The following is a 19,153-nucleotide window of genomic DNA, read 5'->3' as shown; positions in this document are numbered from 1 at the left end:
TATCTTTAAAATATGAATATTACAGACTTTTTAATAGCCTGTATTCCTATTTTATCTTGGGGTTTTGTTCCCGTTATTGCTACCCTAATAGGTGGAAAGGTTATAGAACAATCATTTGGTATTGCAATAGGGAGTTTTATATTTGCTTGCGTTATATATGCCATTAAACATCCTGCTTTAAATCTTCATATTATAGGAATTGGAATCGTATCCGGATTATTTTGGACAATCGGATCGGTTGGACAATTTATGGGATTGAAATATTTGGGAGTTTCAAAATCAATGCCAATATCCAATGGGACTCAGATCATAGGTACTTCTATTTTAGGAGTATTTTTAGGAGATTGGTCTACTCTTACTTCAAAAATATTTGGTTTTACCGCATTGGCGTTAATTATTGTAGGAATTATTTTCACGTCATATAAGGAAGTAATTGAAAATGATGATGCTAAAAAAATAAATTGGAGTAAAGGAATATCAGTTAATTTATTATCATCCTTAGGTTTTACATTATATGTTGGTATTTTAAAATACTATAATATTGATAGTTGGTCGAGTCTTTTACCTCAATCTGTTGGCCAACTACTAGGTATTAATATTATAGCATTTTTATATTTCAAAGTAAATCCCTATAATCTTAATTCTTTGAAAAATAGTGTTGTAGGGGTGGTGTGGGCTATAGGTAATTTAGCTATCTTAATTTCTCAAATGAAATTAGGCTTATCAGTAGCTTATCCGGTTGGTCAAGCATCTATAATTGTTTCGGTAATTGCGGGAGTTTATTTTAACGAAGAAAGAAAAACCAAAAAAGAGTGGATATCATCTATAATTGGTATGACTGTGATCGTGGTAGGATTGTTTTTTATTTATTTGTCAGGCGTATTCGATAAATCCTAAGTTAGGAATAGATACATTAGTCTTTATTGAGGCATATGAGAAACAATTTCTCATATGTAAACTAGTGATAATATTTATACGCTATAAAAAATATAATTGAATAATATATGAGTTGTAATTAGATAGAAATTACAATCAAATATTTTCATTTAAGCCTAAGGATAATTTGCTGAAATTGATTTCATTTTCATCTCCTGTATTTTTACCTAAAACATCAGATAACTTTACAGCATTTAAATAATCATCAGAAGGTTTTTCTTTTACATGAGTTAATTTAATTACCATATTAAGAGGCTTAACACCCACATCATTAGACAAGTATGTCCCGATGCCATAAGTGTCATGGATTCTGTCTTTGACATGTTCTTTTATTTTTTTAACCTCATTTAAATTTAATGAATCACTAAATACTATAGTTTTTGAAGAAGGATCGATTCTATTTTTCTTATAAAAATCAATAGTTTTTTCTGTAAATTCTAGTGGATCTCCACTGTCACAACGCACTCCGTCAAATAATTTTGCCAATTTTAAATTAAAAGATTTAAAAAATGATTGTGTTGTATAGGTATCCGTTAAGGTAATACCCAGGCTTCCCTGGAAAACATCCACCCAAGCTTCCAGAGCTTTAATGTTAGCTGAGCGATAACCGAATAAAGCTCCATGGTACATAAACCATTCATGAGGCATAGTGCCGATTGGAGTTGTATTATATTTCATGGCAAGATATACATTGCTGGTTCCTTTAAAATATTTATCGGAATTTTCCTTTAATACTCCTACAACTTTATCTTGAACATCGAAAGAATACCTTCTACGAGTACCAAACTCAGAATAATCGGCTTTTAAATTTTTAAGTCCAATCGCTTTTTCTTTAGCTTTAATTTCAATATCTTTTGGCTTTGTGCCGATCATTTCAAAATACAATTCCGATATCATAGCCATAAGCGGAACTTCCCATAAGACAGTTCTATACCAATATCCTTCAACATACAAGTTTAATTTTCCGCCTTCTTGGGAAATATGAACTTCATCAGGATTGTATCTGTACCCTTCTAAAAAATCTACAAAAAACGGATCTAAAAAATAGCATCTTTTTAAAATAAAATTTTTTTCATCATTAGTTAATTTCAAACTAATCATTTTATTTATTTCTTCTTTCAGTCTTTCTGCAAAACCTTTTGGAAAATCATCTTTTCCTCGATTTATAAAGTCATATCTAACATATGCCCATGGATATAATTTTTGAATGGCATGCATTACTGAAAATTTATATAAATCGTTGTCTGTAAAATGCTTAATTATCATAATTAAAATATGTTTTCTAAAAAGGTATTTGTCAAAGTTACAATTTTTATGATTAAAACTATTATTAATAAGCCATTTAATTAATAAAACCTTTTGTTTTTATCGAATATAAGATAAAAATAAAAAGATTATATTTATCGGATCAAAAACAATATAGGGTTAAAATGAAAGCATTAATAGTAGTTGATATTCAAAACGATTTTCTTCAAGGAGGAAGCTTAGCCGTACAAGGGGGTAAAGAAATAATCCCCATTATTAATTCCATTCAGGAAAAATTTGATTTGGTTGTTGCCACTCAAGATTGGCATCCCAAAGGACATAAAAGTTTTGCTTCGCAACATAGTAATAAAAGCGTGTATGACAAAATAGATTTAAATGGTATAGAACAGGTTCTATGGCCGGATCATTGCGTTCAAGGCACTTTTGGAGCCGAAATATCTTCGGAACTGAATCAAAATAAAATAGAAGCGATCTTCAGAAAAGGAATGAATACTATTATTGACAGCTATAGTGGTTTTTATGATAATGGAAAATTAAAATGTACGGGTTTAGGAGATTTTTTAAAGGGGAGAGGGGTGAAAGAAATTTTTGTCTGTGGATTAGCGGCTGATTATTGTGTTTACTTTACAGCCAAAGATGCTCTGGAATTAGGATTTACATCCACTATTATTGAAAATGCTACAAAAGCTATTGATGTATCAAATTTTGAAAATATTAAAAGAAATTTTATACAAAGTGGAGGTAATATTATTGAAAAAATATAACAATAATATTTTTAGAATTATTTTAAAATTAAATACTAGTATAAGTATATATACTATTGATTTTATTGTTTTATTTAATCATAATAAAAAAACCCCGTTATAGAACGGGGTTAAAACTAACTACTATGAAAATTCACTGCCTTATGAACATTTATAGTTAGACAAATTCCATGCCATAAAATTTCAACTAGTTTAATTATTATAAATTATATGTGTTTATATAATTTTTAAGATAATTTTTAGTAAATAAATTATTTTTCTTTTTAAAATGAATATGAATTAACGTTTTTTGATCTAATATGTTATAAAATCTTCCATTTTAAATTATTTCAACAAATAATTATTTAAAAGAATAATATGAAGCATATATTGGAAAAATAATAATATTCTGTATTTAATTTATTAATAAAGTTCTTATCAATTTAAAAAGAACGGGATTTAAAAAAAACTTATCTCAAATCAAACTTATTATTCAATTGTATTTTTTTAGCTGACTAATTCGATAATGAATTTAGTTAAAAATAATTTTTCTGTTAATAAAAAAGCCCCGTAATACGGGGCTTAAAACTAACTACTATGAAAATTCACTGCCTTATGAACATTTATATTAAAACAAAATTCATGCCATAATATTTGTGCTTAATTTATTTAATTGTAATAATCTGTTGATAATAATTTTGTAATTGAAATAATATATTTTAAATAAAGTACTAAATAAAGAAAGTCCCATTAATGATAATGGGACTTAAAACTAACTACTATGAAAATTCACTGCCTTATGAACATTTATGTATAAACAAAATTTATGCCATAATATTTGTGCTTAATTTATTTAATTGTAATAATCTATTGATAATAAATTTGCAATTGAAATAATATTGTTTAAATAAAGTACTAAATAAAGAAAGTCCCACTATTATTAGTGGGACTTAAAACTAACTACTATGAAAATTCACTGCCTTATGAACATTTATATGAAAACAAAATTCATGCCATAAAAATTATATTTAATTTAATTAAATGCAATAATATAATTAATGTTATATATTATATGAAATAATAATCTTTTAAATTTTGTTAAATAAAAAAAGTCTCACTACTTAAAGTGAGACTTAAAACTAACTACTATGAAAATTCACTGCCTTATGAACAATTGTTTATAGGCAAATTCTATGCCATAATAGTTATATTTAATTTATTTATATATTATAAATATGGTAAAATTTTATACGTTATGAAATAATATGTCTTATTGATTACTTTAAATAAAAAAGTCTCACTACTTAAAGTGAGACTTAAAACTAACTACTATGAAAATTCACTGCCTTATGAATAATTATTTAAAAACAAATTTCATGCCATAATATATAATCATATGATAGTAATATATTATAATTTTAATAATATTATTATATAATTAAAATAATATATTGATAAAATGACTTAAATAAAAAAAAGTCCCGCAAATGAATGCGGGACTTAAAACTAACTACTATGAAAATTCACTGCCTTATGAACAATTATTTTAAAACAAAATTCATGCCATAATTTTATGAAATTGTTATTTGTATATAATATTTATTCTAGAATAATTAAATGTTATAAAATTTTGGGGATGATATAATTGTATAAGATAAAATTTTAATTAAGATTATAAAAAAGCCCTATTAATAATAACAGGGCTTAAAACTAACTACTACGAAAATTCACTGCCTTATGAACATTTTAAGTAAGGCAATATTTGTGCCATTGAGTTGCGGAAGTAATTTATAAATTTTAAAATTTAATGTTTACTACTATGAAAATAGTAATAAATATATCATAAGGTGTTTTGTAAAATAAATATTATCAATATTTTAAATATATAAATAAAAAACCCCATAATTAATGGGGTTTAAAACTAACTACTACGAAAATTCACTGCCTTATGAACATTTATAGTAAAACAATATTTGTGCCATTTAGTTGCGCAAGTAAATTAAATATTTTAAATATAAGGTTTAAAATATCCTTAAAAAATTATAATTGTATGATGAGTATTGTGAAAATGTCAGAATTAATTTTTTGTTTTAAATAAAAAAAAGCCCTATTAAAAATAACAGAGCTTAAAACTAACTACAACAAAAATTCACTGTCTTATGAACATTGGACTTGAACACTCAATAGTGCCGGTAAAGCCTATTGGTTTAAAAACTGAAGCAAAAGCCTGCTAAAAACTTCAAACATTAAAGAAACAGTACCTTAACGCATTGATGTAGGACTTGGGCAAATGAATATTAACTATTTTATACAACGAGTTAAATCTAATTGCTAATTACTTGAGCTGTATACCCATTTGTATATTGCTGCCAGTTTATTAAGACAGCACTATAAACCCTCTAAAAACTGGTTAATGGTTGTTGATCGTTATTATTATCGTCCGGCCGGAGGTAAGCAGCAGTATATTATCAATAGCAAGTAAAAATCCATCCGGATCGTCTCTTATATCTAGATATTAATACTATTTCCGAAGAACTTTAGTAAGAAGAATAGATATTACCTTCATTTTGCTGATAATCGACTTATTTTATCTTATAAATAATAAAAATTGAAAATGTAACTTATTTCAGCAGTTCACTAAAAGTAAGCTTAAAGTGAATATTAATCAAGTAATGTTACCAAGTCTTAGTTTCCATAAAATAAATATGGATGTACATAGTAATGGAATACAAATTAAATTAACTAGTTGCCAGCCAGATAGGTACATTAAAGCGCCGGCTGAAAATGAAGCAACGATATTACCTGTATATACAAATAAGGAGTTTAATCCTTGAGCTTTTGTTTTCATGGCTGGACTGTATGTTTTTGTCAATAGAAGTGTTCCTCCATTGAACATAAAATTCCATCCTATACCGGATAAGCCGAGTTCAATCATATAAATTTCAAGAGTTTGGTTAGGTAATAAAGTTAATAAGCAACCTAATGCACTACTTAAAACTCCGATGGTAACTAGCCCCTTAAGCCCAATAATTTTCACTAAGCTAGGATTAAAAAAGGACGGCAAATACATCATAATAAAATGTACCTGCAAGACAATAGATGCAGTCGTTAAAGCAAAGCAAGATTTATGCAATGATAATGGTGCGGCATTCATGGTTAGAGTCATTACAGCAAAAGCAATAGTACAAATAATACTAATCTGAATAAAATTCGAGCTTAATAACTTATGTTTGTGATCTGATGTTTTAATTACATCTGGAGTAGGGCTAACCGTACGTCCTAAATCACTGGAAAGGAATAACTGTGATAAGGCTAAACAAACACAAACAGCAATAATAGCTACAAAAGAACCAGCGTAGGGTACCGGTGAAAATAGCTCGGAAAAGTGACTACTGAGAAAAGGACCGGCGATACCACCTATCACACCGGCCCCCATTACAACAGATATTGCAGAAGCATGCTCCTTTGGGTTTTTAGCGGCATCAATTGCAGCAAACCGATAATATTGACCAAAAGCACTAAAAATACCTAATAACAAAGCCCCTAGGACGAGTACATAAAAATGATTCAACAACAAGGCTGAACAGCATATTATTCCTCCTAAAATTCCCACACCGGCTTTAAATATAAATCCACCTTTACGACCAAGTATCCCCATCAACCATGAGGCAGGATATATCATCAATAAAGTACCAATAACTGTAGCAGTTACTGGTAGTGTATTAAGTGAAGGGCTGGGTGATAAATATGAACCGGAAAGGCTTGAGACGGTTGTTAGCATCGAAACAACAGTTGTAGTTAATGCCTGTCCCACAGCCAACACAATAATATTTTTCGATGGTAGATGCATAACATTCACTCCTTTTATATGAAATTGATTTAATAAATTAATTATGTTTATTCAATTATGCATGTTATTTAAAGCTTCATTTATTAACTCTTCAGTTGGTATAAGTCCCAGCTCAACCATACATAATGGCTGTTGTGAACCAACTAACCAATCAAATAAAAGATATGACTCACCTGACTTAAGCTGAACAGGAACAACATTATTACGTATAGTAAATTCTGCAAAGCTTTCAAAAATAATATCTTTGGATTGAAGACAACCCAACAAAACATGTTGAGAAAACTGATTACCACCACTATGTCCTAATGTATAAATAGCAGGTTTATCCTTTTAATCTCGTTTTTTCATGTACTGTTAATCTTAATGTTTTTCTACCTGATAAGTAAATAATACCAGCACTTTCATCATATATGTAAGGCAATATATTTACGAATTGATTTCCAAGCTACATTTTGTATAAAAGAAATAGCATCTTCTAGAACCTCCTCATTTTCGAACTGTGCCGACCATTCGGTTTGATGGTGATTAATTATTAAACTATTAATTGAGCCTCTAATTAAATGATTGCAAGATAAAAAAACTAATCATTATACCACTGATGCTTGCAAATTAGTCTCGTGAGGTAATTGATATCTAGAGGTTCGTGATGGATCAAATAAATTATCCCAATCAACATTTAGTAAAATTGCATCAAACCTTGCTGCAACATTTCATTGATTAAATTGGAAAGTATTTCCCTTTCACCAGCAATAGCAGAATGACTATTTCCTCCCACAACACTAGAATATAGTACAAATTTGATAATGTTTTGGTTAGATATATAGGACAAAATCTATGCCATTATACCATTATAAATATTTAATATAATATAAATTCGGGTGAGTTGAAATTGTAAAAGACAACTATTAATTGTCATTCTATATAAATCAGTATAATATATTTATTATGTTGCTATGATTCAATATACTACTGTTTGTGAATATAATTTTTATTTAAGTTTTTAATTAAATAATTATATTAAAAGTAACAATTAAATTATTAAATAAAAACACTTTAAATATTCTTGTATTATTAGCTATTTCAATGGTGATTGGTAAATTATTTAATAATTTAAAATTTAGTTTAATAAATTTAATTGTAAGATTATGTTAAAATAAAAATTATTTATTATCCCAATTTTTATAAGGATTTTTCATAAGCACTGAATTGTAATATTTGGGATCATCTGTGACTTCTTTCCCTAACCAATTCGGTTTCTCAATATTTTCATTTTCATCATCTAATTCAATTTCTGCAAGGATTAGTCCTTCGTTCTCCCCGTAAAATTCATCTACTTCAATTATTTTATCTCCAAAGGGAACAATATATCTTATTTTATCTATAATACCTACTTCACATAATTGTATAAGTTCATTAGCCTCTTCTTTTGTGATTTCCTTTTCCCACTCAAATCTGCTTATACTATTTTTTTTATTTGAACCTTTAATGGTTAAAAAACCTTGATCGTCTTGGATTCTAACACGTACAGTTCTTTCAGGTATTGAAGATAGATATCCTTGTTTAATTTGTAAACTTTTAATAGCCTTCGATTTAAATTCTCCTGTAATTAAATATTTCCTTTCAATTTCTTGTCCCATATGATGTAATAAACAATTTTATTGAATATTTCATTTGTAAATTATAAAAAAATACAAATTTTTGAAGTTAATTTTTATTCTTTTTAGCTTTCCAAAGTTGATCTAAATATTTATATCTGTCGGAAACATATTGAGAATACATTTTAGAAATAATATATCCCTCTTTTCCATCTAAAAAACCAAATTGAATAATATAATGATGGAGAAAACGATATATAGGTTTAATATAGTGATGTAGAAAATTAGATTTTTTACCTTTTTCAAATAGTTCTTTAGCTTTAAGTCGGGAATATTTATCTAACTTATCTAAATATTTTTTTTCAGAATTAAAAGAGTAATGGTCCAATCTATTTTTTAAATAACCCGGTTCGGTTTTACATTCTATTTCTTCATGAACAAGTTTACTGCTTTTATATAAGGATTTATCCTTTTTAAATAAACGTATTACTTTATCATTCTTCCATCCGCTATGTTTCAGGAGTTTGTCTTTAAAGTAAAAATTTCTTTTTATCCAATAGGCGTCTTTAGGGTTAAGGGAATTTACAGTATTTAAAATTTCATTAATTAAAGGAGTGGGGATATGTTCGTCTAAATCAAAAAAGACGATCCATTCATGAGTTGCGCGTTCAATTGCAAAATTCTTTTGATTAGTGAAATTATCAAATACTCTTTCAATGAAAATTACATTAGGATATTTTTTGAAACGTTCCTTAGTTTTATCTGTGCTAAATGAATCCACTACAATTATCTCATCGGCAAAAGAAATGTCTTTCATAAAACGATCTACATTATCTTCTTCATTATATGTGATACATAAAGCGGTGATTTTTGGTTTATTGTCTTTAATTTCTTGAGGTAAATAGGAATTTGTTTTCTCAATTCCTAAGATATTTTGTAAAAAATGATCAATTTTGCCAAGTAACATTTTCGGTTTCATTAGTTTATAAAAAGGTTCAGGCTTACGTAAAATTTCTTTAAGAGGATATTCCGTATAAATTTCAGGATATATATCCATAAGATGAAAACTCTTATGAATAAATAAATTTTCATAGCATCCCCAATCTTTTCTGAACTTGTGTGGGGAAAAAATTGAAAAAGTGGGCTTTTGTATAGCCTTTGCAATATTAACAGCTCCTCCCTCGTTGGCTATAAGTGCATTGCAATTAGATAAAATGGAAGCAAATTCTCGAATATTATTTCCAAGAATGGAAGTAAATATTTTTTCTTTATGTTCAATTTCTTTTAAAAGATCATCCGCTTCTTTTTGCTGACTAGGAATATAATTAAATAAAATATCTATATCATAATATTTTAACAAGTAATTGATTAACTCCGCCATATACGATAGAGGCCAAGATTTTTTTAAACTGCTTCCCAATATACCAACCATTAGGACCGGTTTAATAAAACTGACTCCGGAACTGATCATTAATTTTTTAGCATTATTAATTTCTTGATCAGTTAAAAATATTTCGGTTTGAAAATCAATTTTTGTGATATCATCTACAAAAGGAGAAAGTAAAAGGCATCTATTTTCAATAGAAGTACAATGGATAAATTTAGGAAACTTTTCCTCTACAAAAACATCCGTATAAAAATATTTAAAAAAAGGCTTATCATAACTAATTTTCCTCTTAGCTTTAGAAAACAAAGTTATGAAACGACTTTGTAATTTAGCGTAAGGATCTAAAAGTATATCATATTTTTCATTTTTAATATATTTTGTATACTTCCATAAAACAGAAAGCTTTTTTAATTCAATATCATCAAACTCAATTATTTTGTCGATATAAGGATTGTTTTGAAGGATATAACTAGCATTGTTATAACAAAAAAAATGAACTTCGATGTTGGGAAATATTTTTTTTAAATTTTTAGCAAGTACACTGGCCACTAAAACATCCCCGATAAATTTATTTTGTATAATTAATGCTTTTTTCAAAAATATAATATTTAGTTATAAAATAGTTCGGCAAAATTAGAAAAAAAAAATTATTCATAATTAAGAACATAGGTCATGTAATAATTATTTATTTTTCTATAGTAGGCATAATATTTAACACTCGCTTTTTCATCAATAATCCAACATACAATAGGTTTATCACTTTTCAATTGAAAGGGTTCTACTCTATAGTGATTTAAAAAAGACCATAAGTTTCCATGGTGTATTTTATATAAGGCTTCTTTTAATCCCCATAAAATATGATAATAGTCCTTTTCCTCACCTTTCGGTATGAATTCAAATTCATCCTTTCGAATAAACTTATATTTTATAGTATTAATTTTTTCATCTCTTTCCAATTCAATATCTACTCCAATATTAAAAGACGAAGCACCAACACAAACTACCCCATGTGAATGAGATACGGAAATATTGTAAGTTCCTTCAACATAGGGTTTTCCTTCTTTAGTGTATTTCACGGTATTATCTAAACCTAAAGCCATCAAACAAGCTCGTAATCCCAAGTATTCTCGTTTTCTTTTAGGGGTTAAGGAATCATATTTACCTTGTCTTATGTTATCTAATTTTAATATCCGTAACAATTCCTCATTAGTTTCACTGACTTTCCAAGTAACTATTCTCGTAAAATAATCAGGTATAATAAAATCTACAATAGGCATTTAAGATAATTTAAATAGATTAGTAAGTAAATATATAAAATTATAATAATTCTCTTATAACTCTGAATTGTAAAATACTTTGTAATAAAACATTTTCTTTTCTTCATCATACCCTTGCTCAAGAAAATCTTCGGAAGCTTCAGGTCTGTTAATGTCTAATTTAATTTGAATATATGTATCTAATTTGATATCAGTTTTAATTTTTCTTTTTTCCCTAGCTAATGCATTGGTTGACACATCAAAAATTTCCGAAAATTGAACCCCCGAGTTTTCTGAATAATCTTTTTTATATGATTTGAATTCATTAACCATATCATAATTTTCCAATAATTCCTTTTCTAAAATTTCTTCAGTTATCGTTTCGTTTTCATTGAATACTTGAAGACAATTACTGATAAATTCAGTTTGAATTTTTTTTCCTTTTTCCTCAAAAATTACTTGTTGTGAAAAATCAGATAATAAATTAATATAATTTTTTGTTTGATACGAATCATCTTTAATATAATCTACTTCCAGAAAAGACTTTTTCCAATATTCGGATTCAACATGAGCATCATCATGTACCAATATTTTATAACCACTTTCTTTATGTGTATTGAGTATTAAACAACTCTTATCAATGGATGAATCTAATCGAAAACCTTTCTGTATGGCGCATTCAACAATGTCAGAATGCTTAAATCGAAGAAATTTGTTCTTATTTTCAAGTTTGAATATCCCGATGCCGGAAATATTAGATTCCTGTCCAATATCAATATCATTGAATAAAGCAATAAAAATTTCGCCTTTTTTAATTTGTGGGTGATTAGATCTTTCGTAAAGATGATCCAAAACTTTGTCTGAAAAACTTACAAAATCGATAGCATCTTCAAAAACATCTTTACATAAAGAATATAAAATATTAAAATTTATGTCTTGGGTATAATGAGTAAATTCATAGTATTCCAAATTTTTTTTAAAAGGAGAAAGAAAATAGGGTTGCATAGCCTCTTCCTCTTTTTCATTTAAATGAAATAAATCACCGGCATAAATGTTTTTTTCTTCACGTAGTTTATTACCGGAAAATTGTAAAGTTAATTTGGAAATTACAGCATGTTTTAAATTAATCGTCATAAATTTGCCTGATAAAGAATTACAAAAGTAATTCATTTAAAAATATCAGTAAATAATATTCATTACTAATTTATTTTGATTAATGAAATAATGTAATTTACTCAAAACAAACTCCTTGTCTTAAAATAAATTAGTGAAATCCAAAATCAAAAAATCTTATTTTCATTTAAAACGATATCAATATTTTTTTAGAATTCAGTTAAAGTTATTTAAAATAAAAACATTTATAAATTGACTCTAATATTCTTCTAAAAAAATTGAATAGAATTTTTATTAATTTTTTATCTTATTTATTACGGAAATTCTACGAAAAACTAAACAGTTACATTAAAATTAGAAATTTTAAATAGTTTATATTTGCAAACATTTAATAAAATATGGGAACCACTCTAGAAAAAGAAATTAAAAGAAGGAAAACTTTTGGAATTATATCACATCCAGATGCTGGTAAAACAACCTTAACAGAAAAATTACTTTTATTTGGTGGAGCAATTCAAGAAGCAGGAGCTGTAAAAAGCAATAAAATCAAAAAAGGAGCAACCTCAGATTTTATGGAGATTGAAAGACAAAGAGGTATTTCGGTTGCTACTTCTGTATTAGCCTTTGAATATAAAGGAAAAAAAATAAACATATTAGATACACCCGGGCATAAAGATTTTGCCGAAGATACCTATAGAACACTAACTGCCGTAGATTCAGTAATTGTTGTTATAGATGTAGCCAAAGGAGTTGAAGAACAAACCGAAAAATTGGTTCAAGTTTGTAGAATGAGGAATATTCCTATGTTGGTATTTATCAATAAACTCGATCGCGAGGGTAAAGATGCTTTTGATTTATTAGATGAAGTTGAACAAAAGTTACAATTAAGGGTTACACCATTATCTTGGCCCATCGGTATGGGATTAGATTTTCAAGGAATCTTTAATATGTGGGAGAATAATTTTAAATTCTTCACCGAAGAAAAAAAACAAAAAGTAGGAGAGAGTATTGAGATTAAAGATATTAATGATCCAATAGTCAATGAACTTATTGGCGACCAAGCAGCTGAAAATCTTAGGAATGAACAAGAATTAATACACTCGGTTTACCCAAAATTTTCAAAAGAAGAATATTTGAACGGAACCTTACAGCCGGTATTTTTCGGTTCCGCATTAAATAACTTTGGAGTTCAGGAATTATTAGATGCATTCGTTGAAATTGCACCTAATCCGCTTCCTAAAATGAGCGATATACGATTAGTAAAACCGGAAGAAACGAGTTTTACGGGATTTGTATTTAAAATTCATGCCAATATGGACCCTAAACACCGAGATCGTTTAGCTTTTGTGAAAATTGTATCCGGAACTTTTAAACGAAATACCAATTACCTGCATGTTCGTCAAAATAAAACAATGAAATTTAGCAGTCCTGCAGCTTTTTTTGCCGATAAAAAAGAAGTTGTGGAAGAAAGTTTTCCAGGAGATATTGTTGGTTTGCACGATACCGGTAATTTCAGGATCGGGGACACCTTAACAGAAGGAGAAAAATTAAACTTCAAGGGAATTCCATCGTTTTCACCGGAACATTTCCGTTATATAAATAATGAAGACCCTATGAAGACAAAGCAGTTGGCAAAAGGTATTGATCAATTAATGGATGAAGGAGTTGCACAATTATTCACGTTGGAAATGAATAATAGGAAAATCATAGGAACAGTGGGTGCGCTGCAATTTGAAGTAATACAATATCGTTTAGAACATGAGTATTCAGCAAAATGCAGTTATGAACCAATTCATATACATAAAGCATGTTGGGTGGAAACAGAGGATGAAAAATCATCGGAATTTTTAGAATTTAAGCGGGTGAAACAAAAATTCTTAGCTAAAGATAAGTTTGGGCAATTAGTGTTCTTAGCTGATTCAGCATTTAGTATAACTATGACTCAAGAAAAATTTCCATCGGTAAAACTTCATTTTACGAATGAATTTTAGGTAAAATATATAAAAAGTATTGTAAAAGAGAGCTAAAATTTTTTAGCTCTCTTTTTTTGACGAACAATAGTATCTGTTACTATTATCTTAAAATATAAAATGCTATGCCTTCATATCTATAGATATTAATGGGAATATAACTTTTACCTTTACCTAAAACTAACGAACCATCTTCGGAAATCCAGATTTTAATTTCATTTTTGTTGGTGGTGAGCAAATGATCCGATTTCTTTTTATATGATTTGTAAAAACGATAAACCGGAATTGTATTCGGTTTTTGAGTATTGAATGCATAACCGGATATGCCTTCAAAAATCCATCCTCCTTGTCCACCGTTTTTTAATTCGTTCCAATCGAGTGTAGATAAACGATCACCGTTTAAAAAATTATAATATCTGTATATAGGATAAGATCCTTCAACTTGATTAGCATATATTTTTCCTAATATCCCTTCAAAATGTTTATTTCCTAATTCATTATAATTAGATGTATAAAAATGCTGTCCGTTTATATTATATCTGTAGAAATTTTTTGTTTCCACATAGGCATACCTACCGGGATATTGTTCAGATATAAATCTTTTATCCATTTCGGAAAGTGCGGTATTCCAATCGCTTGACCACCCATTTAAAGTTAAAGATGCAGGAATAGAATAAAGCATGATTGATTGACTGTCAAAAGAAGAATAATTAGTTGTAGTTGAATTATATTTATTTAAAACATTACTATCAACATACGCTTGGTTCCAATAATTAGGTTCTCCGGCATAATATTCATATACTTTCTGTCTATTCCACTGAATATTAGCAGCGGGGCTTTGATGCTCATGTTGTAAACCAAGTGCATGTCCGAATTCGTGAATTATTGTCCTTGAAAACTCGTAATCAGGAGTTGAATCTGTAAACCACCCGAAATTCATGGTAGGAATACGTTGAGTAATAAATCTAGCATCAGTTCCAATATAAGACCAAGACTGACCACTATTATCAAAATTTATTTTTATATCAGCATATTGATAAGCAGGAACATATTCAAAGTTTAAATTAGCATATTTCAACCATTCACCGGCAAATTGTTTTACTTTATTCTGTAAATAAGAGTTTCCGTTTAAAAATTTAATTTTTATAGTTTGTCCTGTATTCCATTTATTAAATTTATTAATTACTCCATTAGCAATAACTTCTTGAGTTGAATCTTGGGGTTGAATAATGTCATTTGGTAAATAAGCATCTAAACAAAAATGTTCTTTTTGAGCTGTACTTTTGTCCGGAACAATATCAGAATTTAATGAATCTTCAGTACAGGAAACCATATATACCAATAGGCTTACGTTTAATAAAAATATGTAGGAAAATTTATTCATATTTAAGATTTTTTAAGGTTTTATAAATCCAGGATAAATGTTTAAGAATATTACTTTATATAAAATAATTGGAGTTATATAAAGTGATTTTAAACATTTATTTATTTCTTGGATATTGCTTAGCAATAAATTTCTTGTCTGTAGAAGATAATTTATAATTGGGTTGACTATACCAATGATTTAAGGTGAATGAAGCAGGAAATGAAATAAGCATGATAGAATGTTTATCAAATGCCGAATAGTTAGTTAAAGCTTTGCTGTATTTATAAAAAATTTCAAAATCCACTTTATCCTTATTCCAATAATTAGGTGCACCTTCAAAATAAGCATATACTACCGGTTTATTCCATTTTATATTTGAATTAGGGTTTTGATGTTCATGATGTAATCCAAGAACATGACCGAATTCATGAAGAATTGTTTTAGATAATTCATTTTCAGGAGTAAAATCCGTAAACCAACCAAAGTTCAATGAAGGATTATGTTGAGAAATATATTTTGAATCGGTGCCCACATAAGACCATGATTTTCCACTGTTATCAAAATTGATTTTAATATCGGCATATTGATCCGCAGCAACATATTTGAAATTTAAATTAGCGTATTGTAGCCATTCGCTTGCATATTTTCTCACTTTATCTTGCAAAAATTTTGAACCATTTAGAAATTTAATTTTAATAGTATCCCCGGGATTCCATTTTTTTACAACTGTAGTTACACCGTAACCGGAAACTTCCTTATCCAATTCTGAGGTCTGAAAATTATCTCCGGGTAAAAAGGCATCCACACAAAATTTTTCAGTTTCTGAGGATTTGTTTTCAGGATAAATGTCAGAAGTTAATGATTCCTCATCACAAGAAACCAGGAAAGCAGATGTAAATAATAGTAAAAAAAAAGTAAAATTTTTCATAATCATAATATTTATAAATTTATCAAATATAGAAAAAAATATTTAATTTTATATTCTGAATTAAAATTCAAAGTATATATAATATTGTGATTATGTGATATAAATGTATTTTTAAATTATTATATGATAATTCTATTAGATTAACCGGTTGTCTTTTATAAAATTTTTAATTCTGCAAAAAGCAGAGGTTGAATAAAAATTTAATTATTTAGATTTATAAAAAGATAAAAAAATAAGTTTATTATAATTCAAATAATAAGTAAGTTTGCCTATCAGTTTAATAGGAATTAAACTTTGTTATTTTTTATATTGAATAAAATAATATTGCTTGTGAATAACCAATTATTTAAAATAGATCTTCGATTTTATACTTTGTTTTCTAAATATGTATACGTGCTAATCTTTCTATTTAGTACAACGATTTATCAATCACAAACTCTAAAAAAAGGCGAATTAGCGGTTGGTATTGACCTAACTTATGCTCCCTATGCCTATTTAGAAGGAATTCCCAGAGGTTTTGACCCTGACTTAATGAGATTAATAGGAGATAAATTAAATCTTAAAGTAGTCTTTAAAGATACCAGAATAGAAAATATAATTATGGGCTTAAATGCAGGACATTATGATCTTATAGCATCAGCATTGTATATTAATCCGCAACGAGCTCAACAAGTTTCGTTTTTACCCTATCTACAAACCGGAGGTGTATTAGTTGTTAGAAAAGACGAATCCTACCGTCCGTTATCCTTACAAGACTTATGCGGAAAGAAAATTTCTTCCATGAAAGGGGCGGCATGGATTCCTAAATTGAATGATGTTACCAAGAATTTCTGTTTTAAGAATAATAAACAAGCAATTGAAGTTAAAGAATACCCCAGCGCTCCCGAGGCTTCACATGCGTTATTATCCAAAGGCGTGGACGTACAATATGAAGATGCGGCAGTAGCTAAAATGTTAATTGACAGATTAGGAGATAAATTGGTAATTTCTACACACGAAATGATAGATCCCGTATTAATAGGTTTAGCATTTAAAAATGATAACATAGCCTTAAAAAATAAAATCGCACAAGTTATACAAGAACTAAGGAAATCGGGAGAATATCAGCAGCTGTTGGACAAATATAATTTGGCTTATCCAAGTCAAGAATTACTACATAAATATAAGATAGATGAAGAATCGATTTCATCTCAAGAAAAGAATACAATTTTCGATTGGAAATATTTTAAAAATCAATTTATTAACACAGATTTTTGGAAAGCTTGTTTAACTGTAATCGAGTTAAGTACATTAACTTGGTGTATAGGAGTAGTTTTAGGCTTTTTGGTAGCATTAATGAGACAGAGTTCTCATTCTTTTTTAAGAACTATTTCCAAGGGTTATATTTGGTTTTTCAGGAGTTTACCTTTATTGGTATTATTAATATTTATATATAATCTACCTCAAATTTGGCCTAAAAGCTCGATAATACTATCTAATCCCTTCATATCCGGTTTAATAGCCTTAGTTTTAAGTGAAACAGCCTATATAGCGGAAATACATAGAGGAGCATTACAAGCTATACCCAAAGGACAATATGAAGCGGGAAAAGCACTGGGTATATCCTACTGGGGAATCATGAGATTGATTGTTGCCCCTCAAACATTTAGGATAGCCTTACCGTCACTCGCTAATCAATACATTACCATAGTTAAGTTAACCTCATTGGTATCGGTGATTTCCTTGACTGAAATATTGATGGTTGGACAGCAATTGTATACACGTAACTTTCTGGTTATGGAAACCCTGTTAGCAGTTGCTATCTATTACATACTAATAGTTACTTTCGTAACATGGGTTATTAACAAATTTGAAGCAAAATTTGATGTCCATAAAAAAAGCACAGACATTGATAGTTCAATACAAGTTAATTTTGAAAAATTAAGAGAATATTCGAAGATAAAAAATACGAATAAGGGCTCAACCGCTTTAGAATTAAAAAATATAACAAAAACATTTGGAGCTACATTAGTATTAAATAATATATGTTTAAGCGTTCCTTGGGGAAAAGTAATTAGTATTATAGGTCCATCAGGATCCGGAAAAAGTACCTTAATAAGATCCATAAACGGTTTAGAAACAATAGATGAAGGAGATATTGAAATGGGAGAAGTTTCTCTTATAGCTAAAAATAAAAGTAAATTTCATAAATCAAAAATGAAACTTCAGGAAATGAGGATAGGTATGGTTTTTCAATCGTATAATCTTTTTCCACACAAAACGGTCTTAGAAAATATTATGTTGGCCCCTTTATATCATAAAAAAAATAAAGATAAACAGCTGCTGCGTATGTACGCATTGGCAATGTTAGATAAAGTAGGTATGTTGGTTCATGCCAATAAATACCCCCACCAATTATCAGGAGGGCAGCAACAGCGGGTAGCGATAGCAAGAGCATTGGCTATACAGCCCGACATTATGTTATTTGATGAACCTACATCCGCTTTAGATCCTGAATTAGTTCAAGAAGTATTGAAAGTTATAAAAGAATTATCTACTGAAGGCATGACTATGATAATTGTTACTCATGAAATGAAATTCGCATTTGAAGTATCAGATAGAATTGTTTTTATGGAATCAGGAAAAATTTTATATAATGAAGAACCTCAACAAATGAAAAAATCCAAGGATGAAAGATTGCTAAAATTCATTGGAAATGTTGCTCCCATTGATTATACTATTTAAAATAAACATAAGTAAATAC

13 protein-coding genes and 1 pseudogene are annotated in these 19,153 nt (G+C 28.4%); 5 read left to right on the top strand and 9 right to left on the bottom strand.

All coding sequences use genetic code 11. The annotated features are described in order from the left end of the window. Positions 1-12: 12 nt before the first annotated feature. Positions 13-897: a GRP family sugar transporter gene (locus tag C4S75_RS09135; protein WP_105297986.1), complete on the top strand. Its 885-nt coding sequence runs from the start codon at positions 13-15 to the stop codon at positions 895-897. Positions 898-1,032: 135 nt separating this feature from the next. Here the strand turns inward: C4S75_RS09135 and pncB are convergent, their stop codons facing one another. Then, positions 1,033-2,202, bottom strand: coding sequence for a nicotinate phosphoribosyltransferase (gene pncB, locus C4S75_RS09130; protein WP_105297985.1), 1,170 nt, complete (start codon positions 2,200-2,202; stop codon positions 1,033-1,035). Between the two features lie 164 nt (positions 2,203-2,366). Between pncB and pncA the strand changes: the two genes are divergently transcribed. Next, positions 2,367-2,966 (top strand): bifunctional nicotinamidase/pyrazinamidase, encoded by a 600-nt coding sequence (gene pncA / locus C4S75_RS09125; RefSeq protein ID WP_105297984.1) that lies wholly within the window; start codon positions 2,367-2,369, stop codon positions 2,964-2,966. Between the two features lie 2,644 nt (positions 2,967-5,610). Here the strand turns inward: pncA and C4S75_RS09120 are convergent. The 6 genes from C4S75_RS09120 to C4S75_RS09095 all read right to left on the bottom strand — a co-directional run bounded on the left by C4S75_RS09120 (position 5,611) and on the right by C4S75_RS09095 (position 12,167). Further along, positions 5,611-6,795, bottom strand: coding sequence for an MFS transporter (locus tag C4S75_RS09120; protein WP_105297983.1), 1,185 nt, complete (start codon positions 6,793-6,795; stop codon positions 5,611-5,613). A gap of 51 nt (positions 6,796-6,846) precedes the next feature. After that, the gene (locus C4S75_RS09115; RefSeq protein ID WP_105297982.1) at positions 6,847-7,059 is read right to left on the bottom strand and encodes a hypothetical protein; all 213 of its coding nucleotides are present in this window, start codon (positions 7,057-7,059) and stop codon (positions 6,847-6,849) included. An 896-nt stretch (positions 7,060-7,955) separates the two neighbouring features. Continuing rightward, positions 7,956-8,432: a CYTH domain-containing protein gene (locus C4S75_RS09110; RefSeq protein WP_105297981.1), complete on the bottom strand. Its 477-nt coding sequence runs from the start codon at positions 8,430-8,432 to the stop codon at positions 7,956-7,958. 67 nt (positions 8,433-8,499) lie between these two features. Continuing rightward, complete coding sequence (locus C4S75_RS09105; RefSeq protein ID WP_105297980.1) at positions 8,500-10,374, bottom strand: glycosyltransferase; 1,875 nt, start codon at positions 10,372-10,374, stop codon at positions 8,500-8,502. Positions 10,375-10,424: 50 nt separating this feature from the next. Beyond that, entirely contained in the window at positions 10,425-11,054 is a 630-nt protein-coding gene (locus C4S75_RS09100) for a 4'-phosphopantetheinyl transferase superfamily protein (protein WP_105297979.1), read from the bottom strand. Positions 11,055-11,108: 54 nt separating this feature from the next. Next, positions 11,109-12,167, bottom strand: coding sequence for a nucleoid-associated protein (locus C4S75_RS09095; RefSeq protein WP_105297978.1), 1,059 nt, complete (start codon positions 12,165-12,167; stop codon positions 11,109-11,111). 377 nt (positions 12,168-12,544) lie between these two features. On the opposite strand from C4S75_RS09095, the gene C4S75_RS09090 reads away from it, so the two are divergent. After that, positions 12,545-14,137 (top strand): peptide chain release factor 3, encoded by a 1,593-nt coding sequence (locus C4S75_RS09090; protein ID WP_105297977.1) that lies wholly within the window; start codon positions 12,545-12,547, stop codon positions 14,135-14,137. A gap of 82 nt (positions 14,138-14,219) precedes the next feature. On the opposite strand, the gene C4S75_RS09085 is transcribed toward C4S75_RS09090, so the two are convergent. Both C4S75_RS09085 and C4S75_RS09080 read right to left on the bottom strand, forming a co-directional pair. Further along, positions 14,220-15,500, bottom strand: coding sequence for a matrixin family metalloprotease (locus tag C4S75_RS09085; protein WP_105297976.1), 1,281 nt, complete (start codon positions 15,498-15,500; stop codon positions 14,220-14,222). A 97-nt stretch (positions 15,501-15,597) separates the two neighbouring features. After that, positions 15,598-16,410: a peptidase M12 gene (locus tag C4S75_RS09080; protein WP_105297975.1), complete on the bottom strand. Its 813-nt coding sequence runs from the start codon at positions 16,408-16,410 to the stop codon at positions 15,598-15,600. A gap of 330 nt (positions 16,411-16,740) precedes the next feature. Between C4S75_RS09080 and C4S75_RS10245 the strand changes: the two are divergent. Further along, positions 16,741-18,261 (top strand): annotated as a pseudogene (locus C4S75_RS10245) (ABC transporter substrate-binding protein/permease); the annotation flags it as partial. An 87-nt stretch (positions 18,262-18,348) separates the two neighbouring features. Next, on the top strand, positions 18,349-19,134 hold the full coding sequence (locus tag C4S75_RS10240) for an amino acid ABC transporter ATP-binding protein (RefSeq protein WP_255410621.1): 786 nt from the start codon (positions 18,349-18,351) through the stop codon (positions 19,132-19,134). Positions 19,135-19,153: the final 19 nt, after the last annotated feature.

This window comes from Apibacter sp. wkB309 (genome assembly GCF_002964915.1).
GTDB lineage: Bacteria > Bacteroidota > Bacteroidia > Flavobacteriales > Weeksellaceae > Apibacter.
Note: the sequence above shows the minus strand (reverse complement) of the source record. Positions and strands in the feature narration are given on the sequence as shown.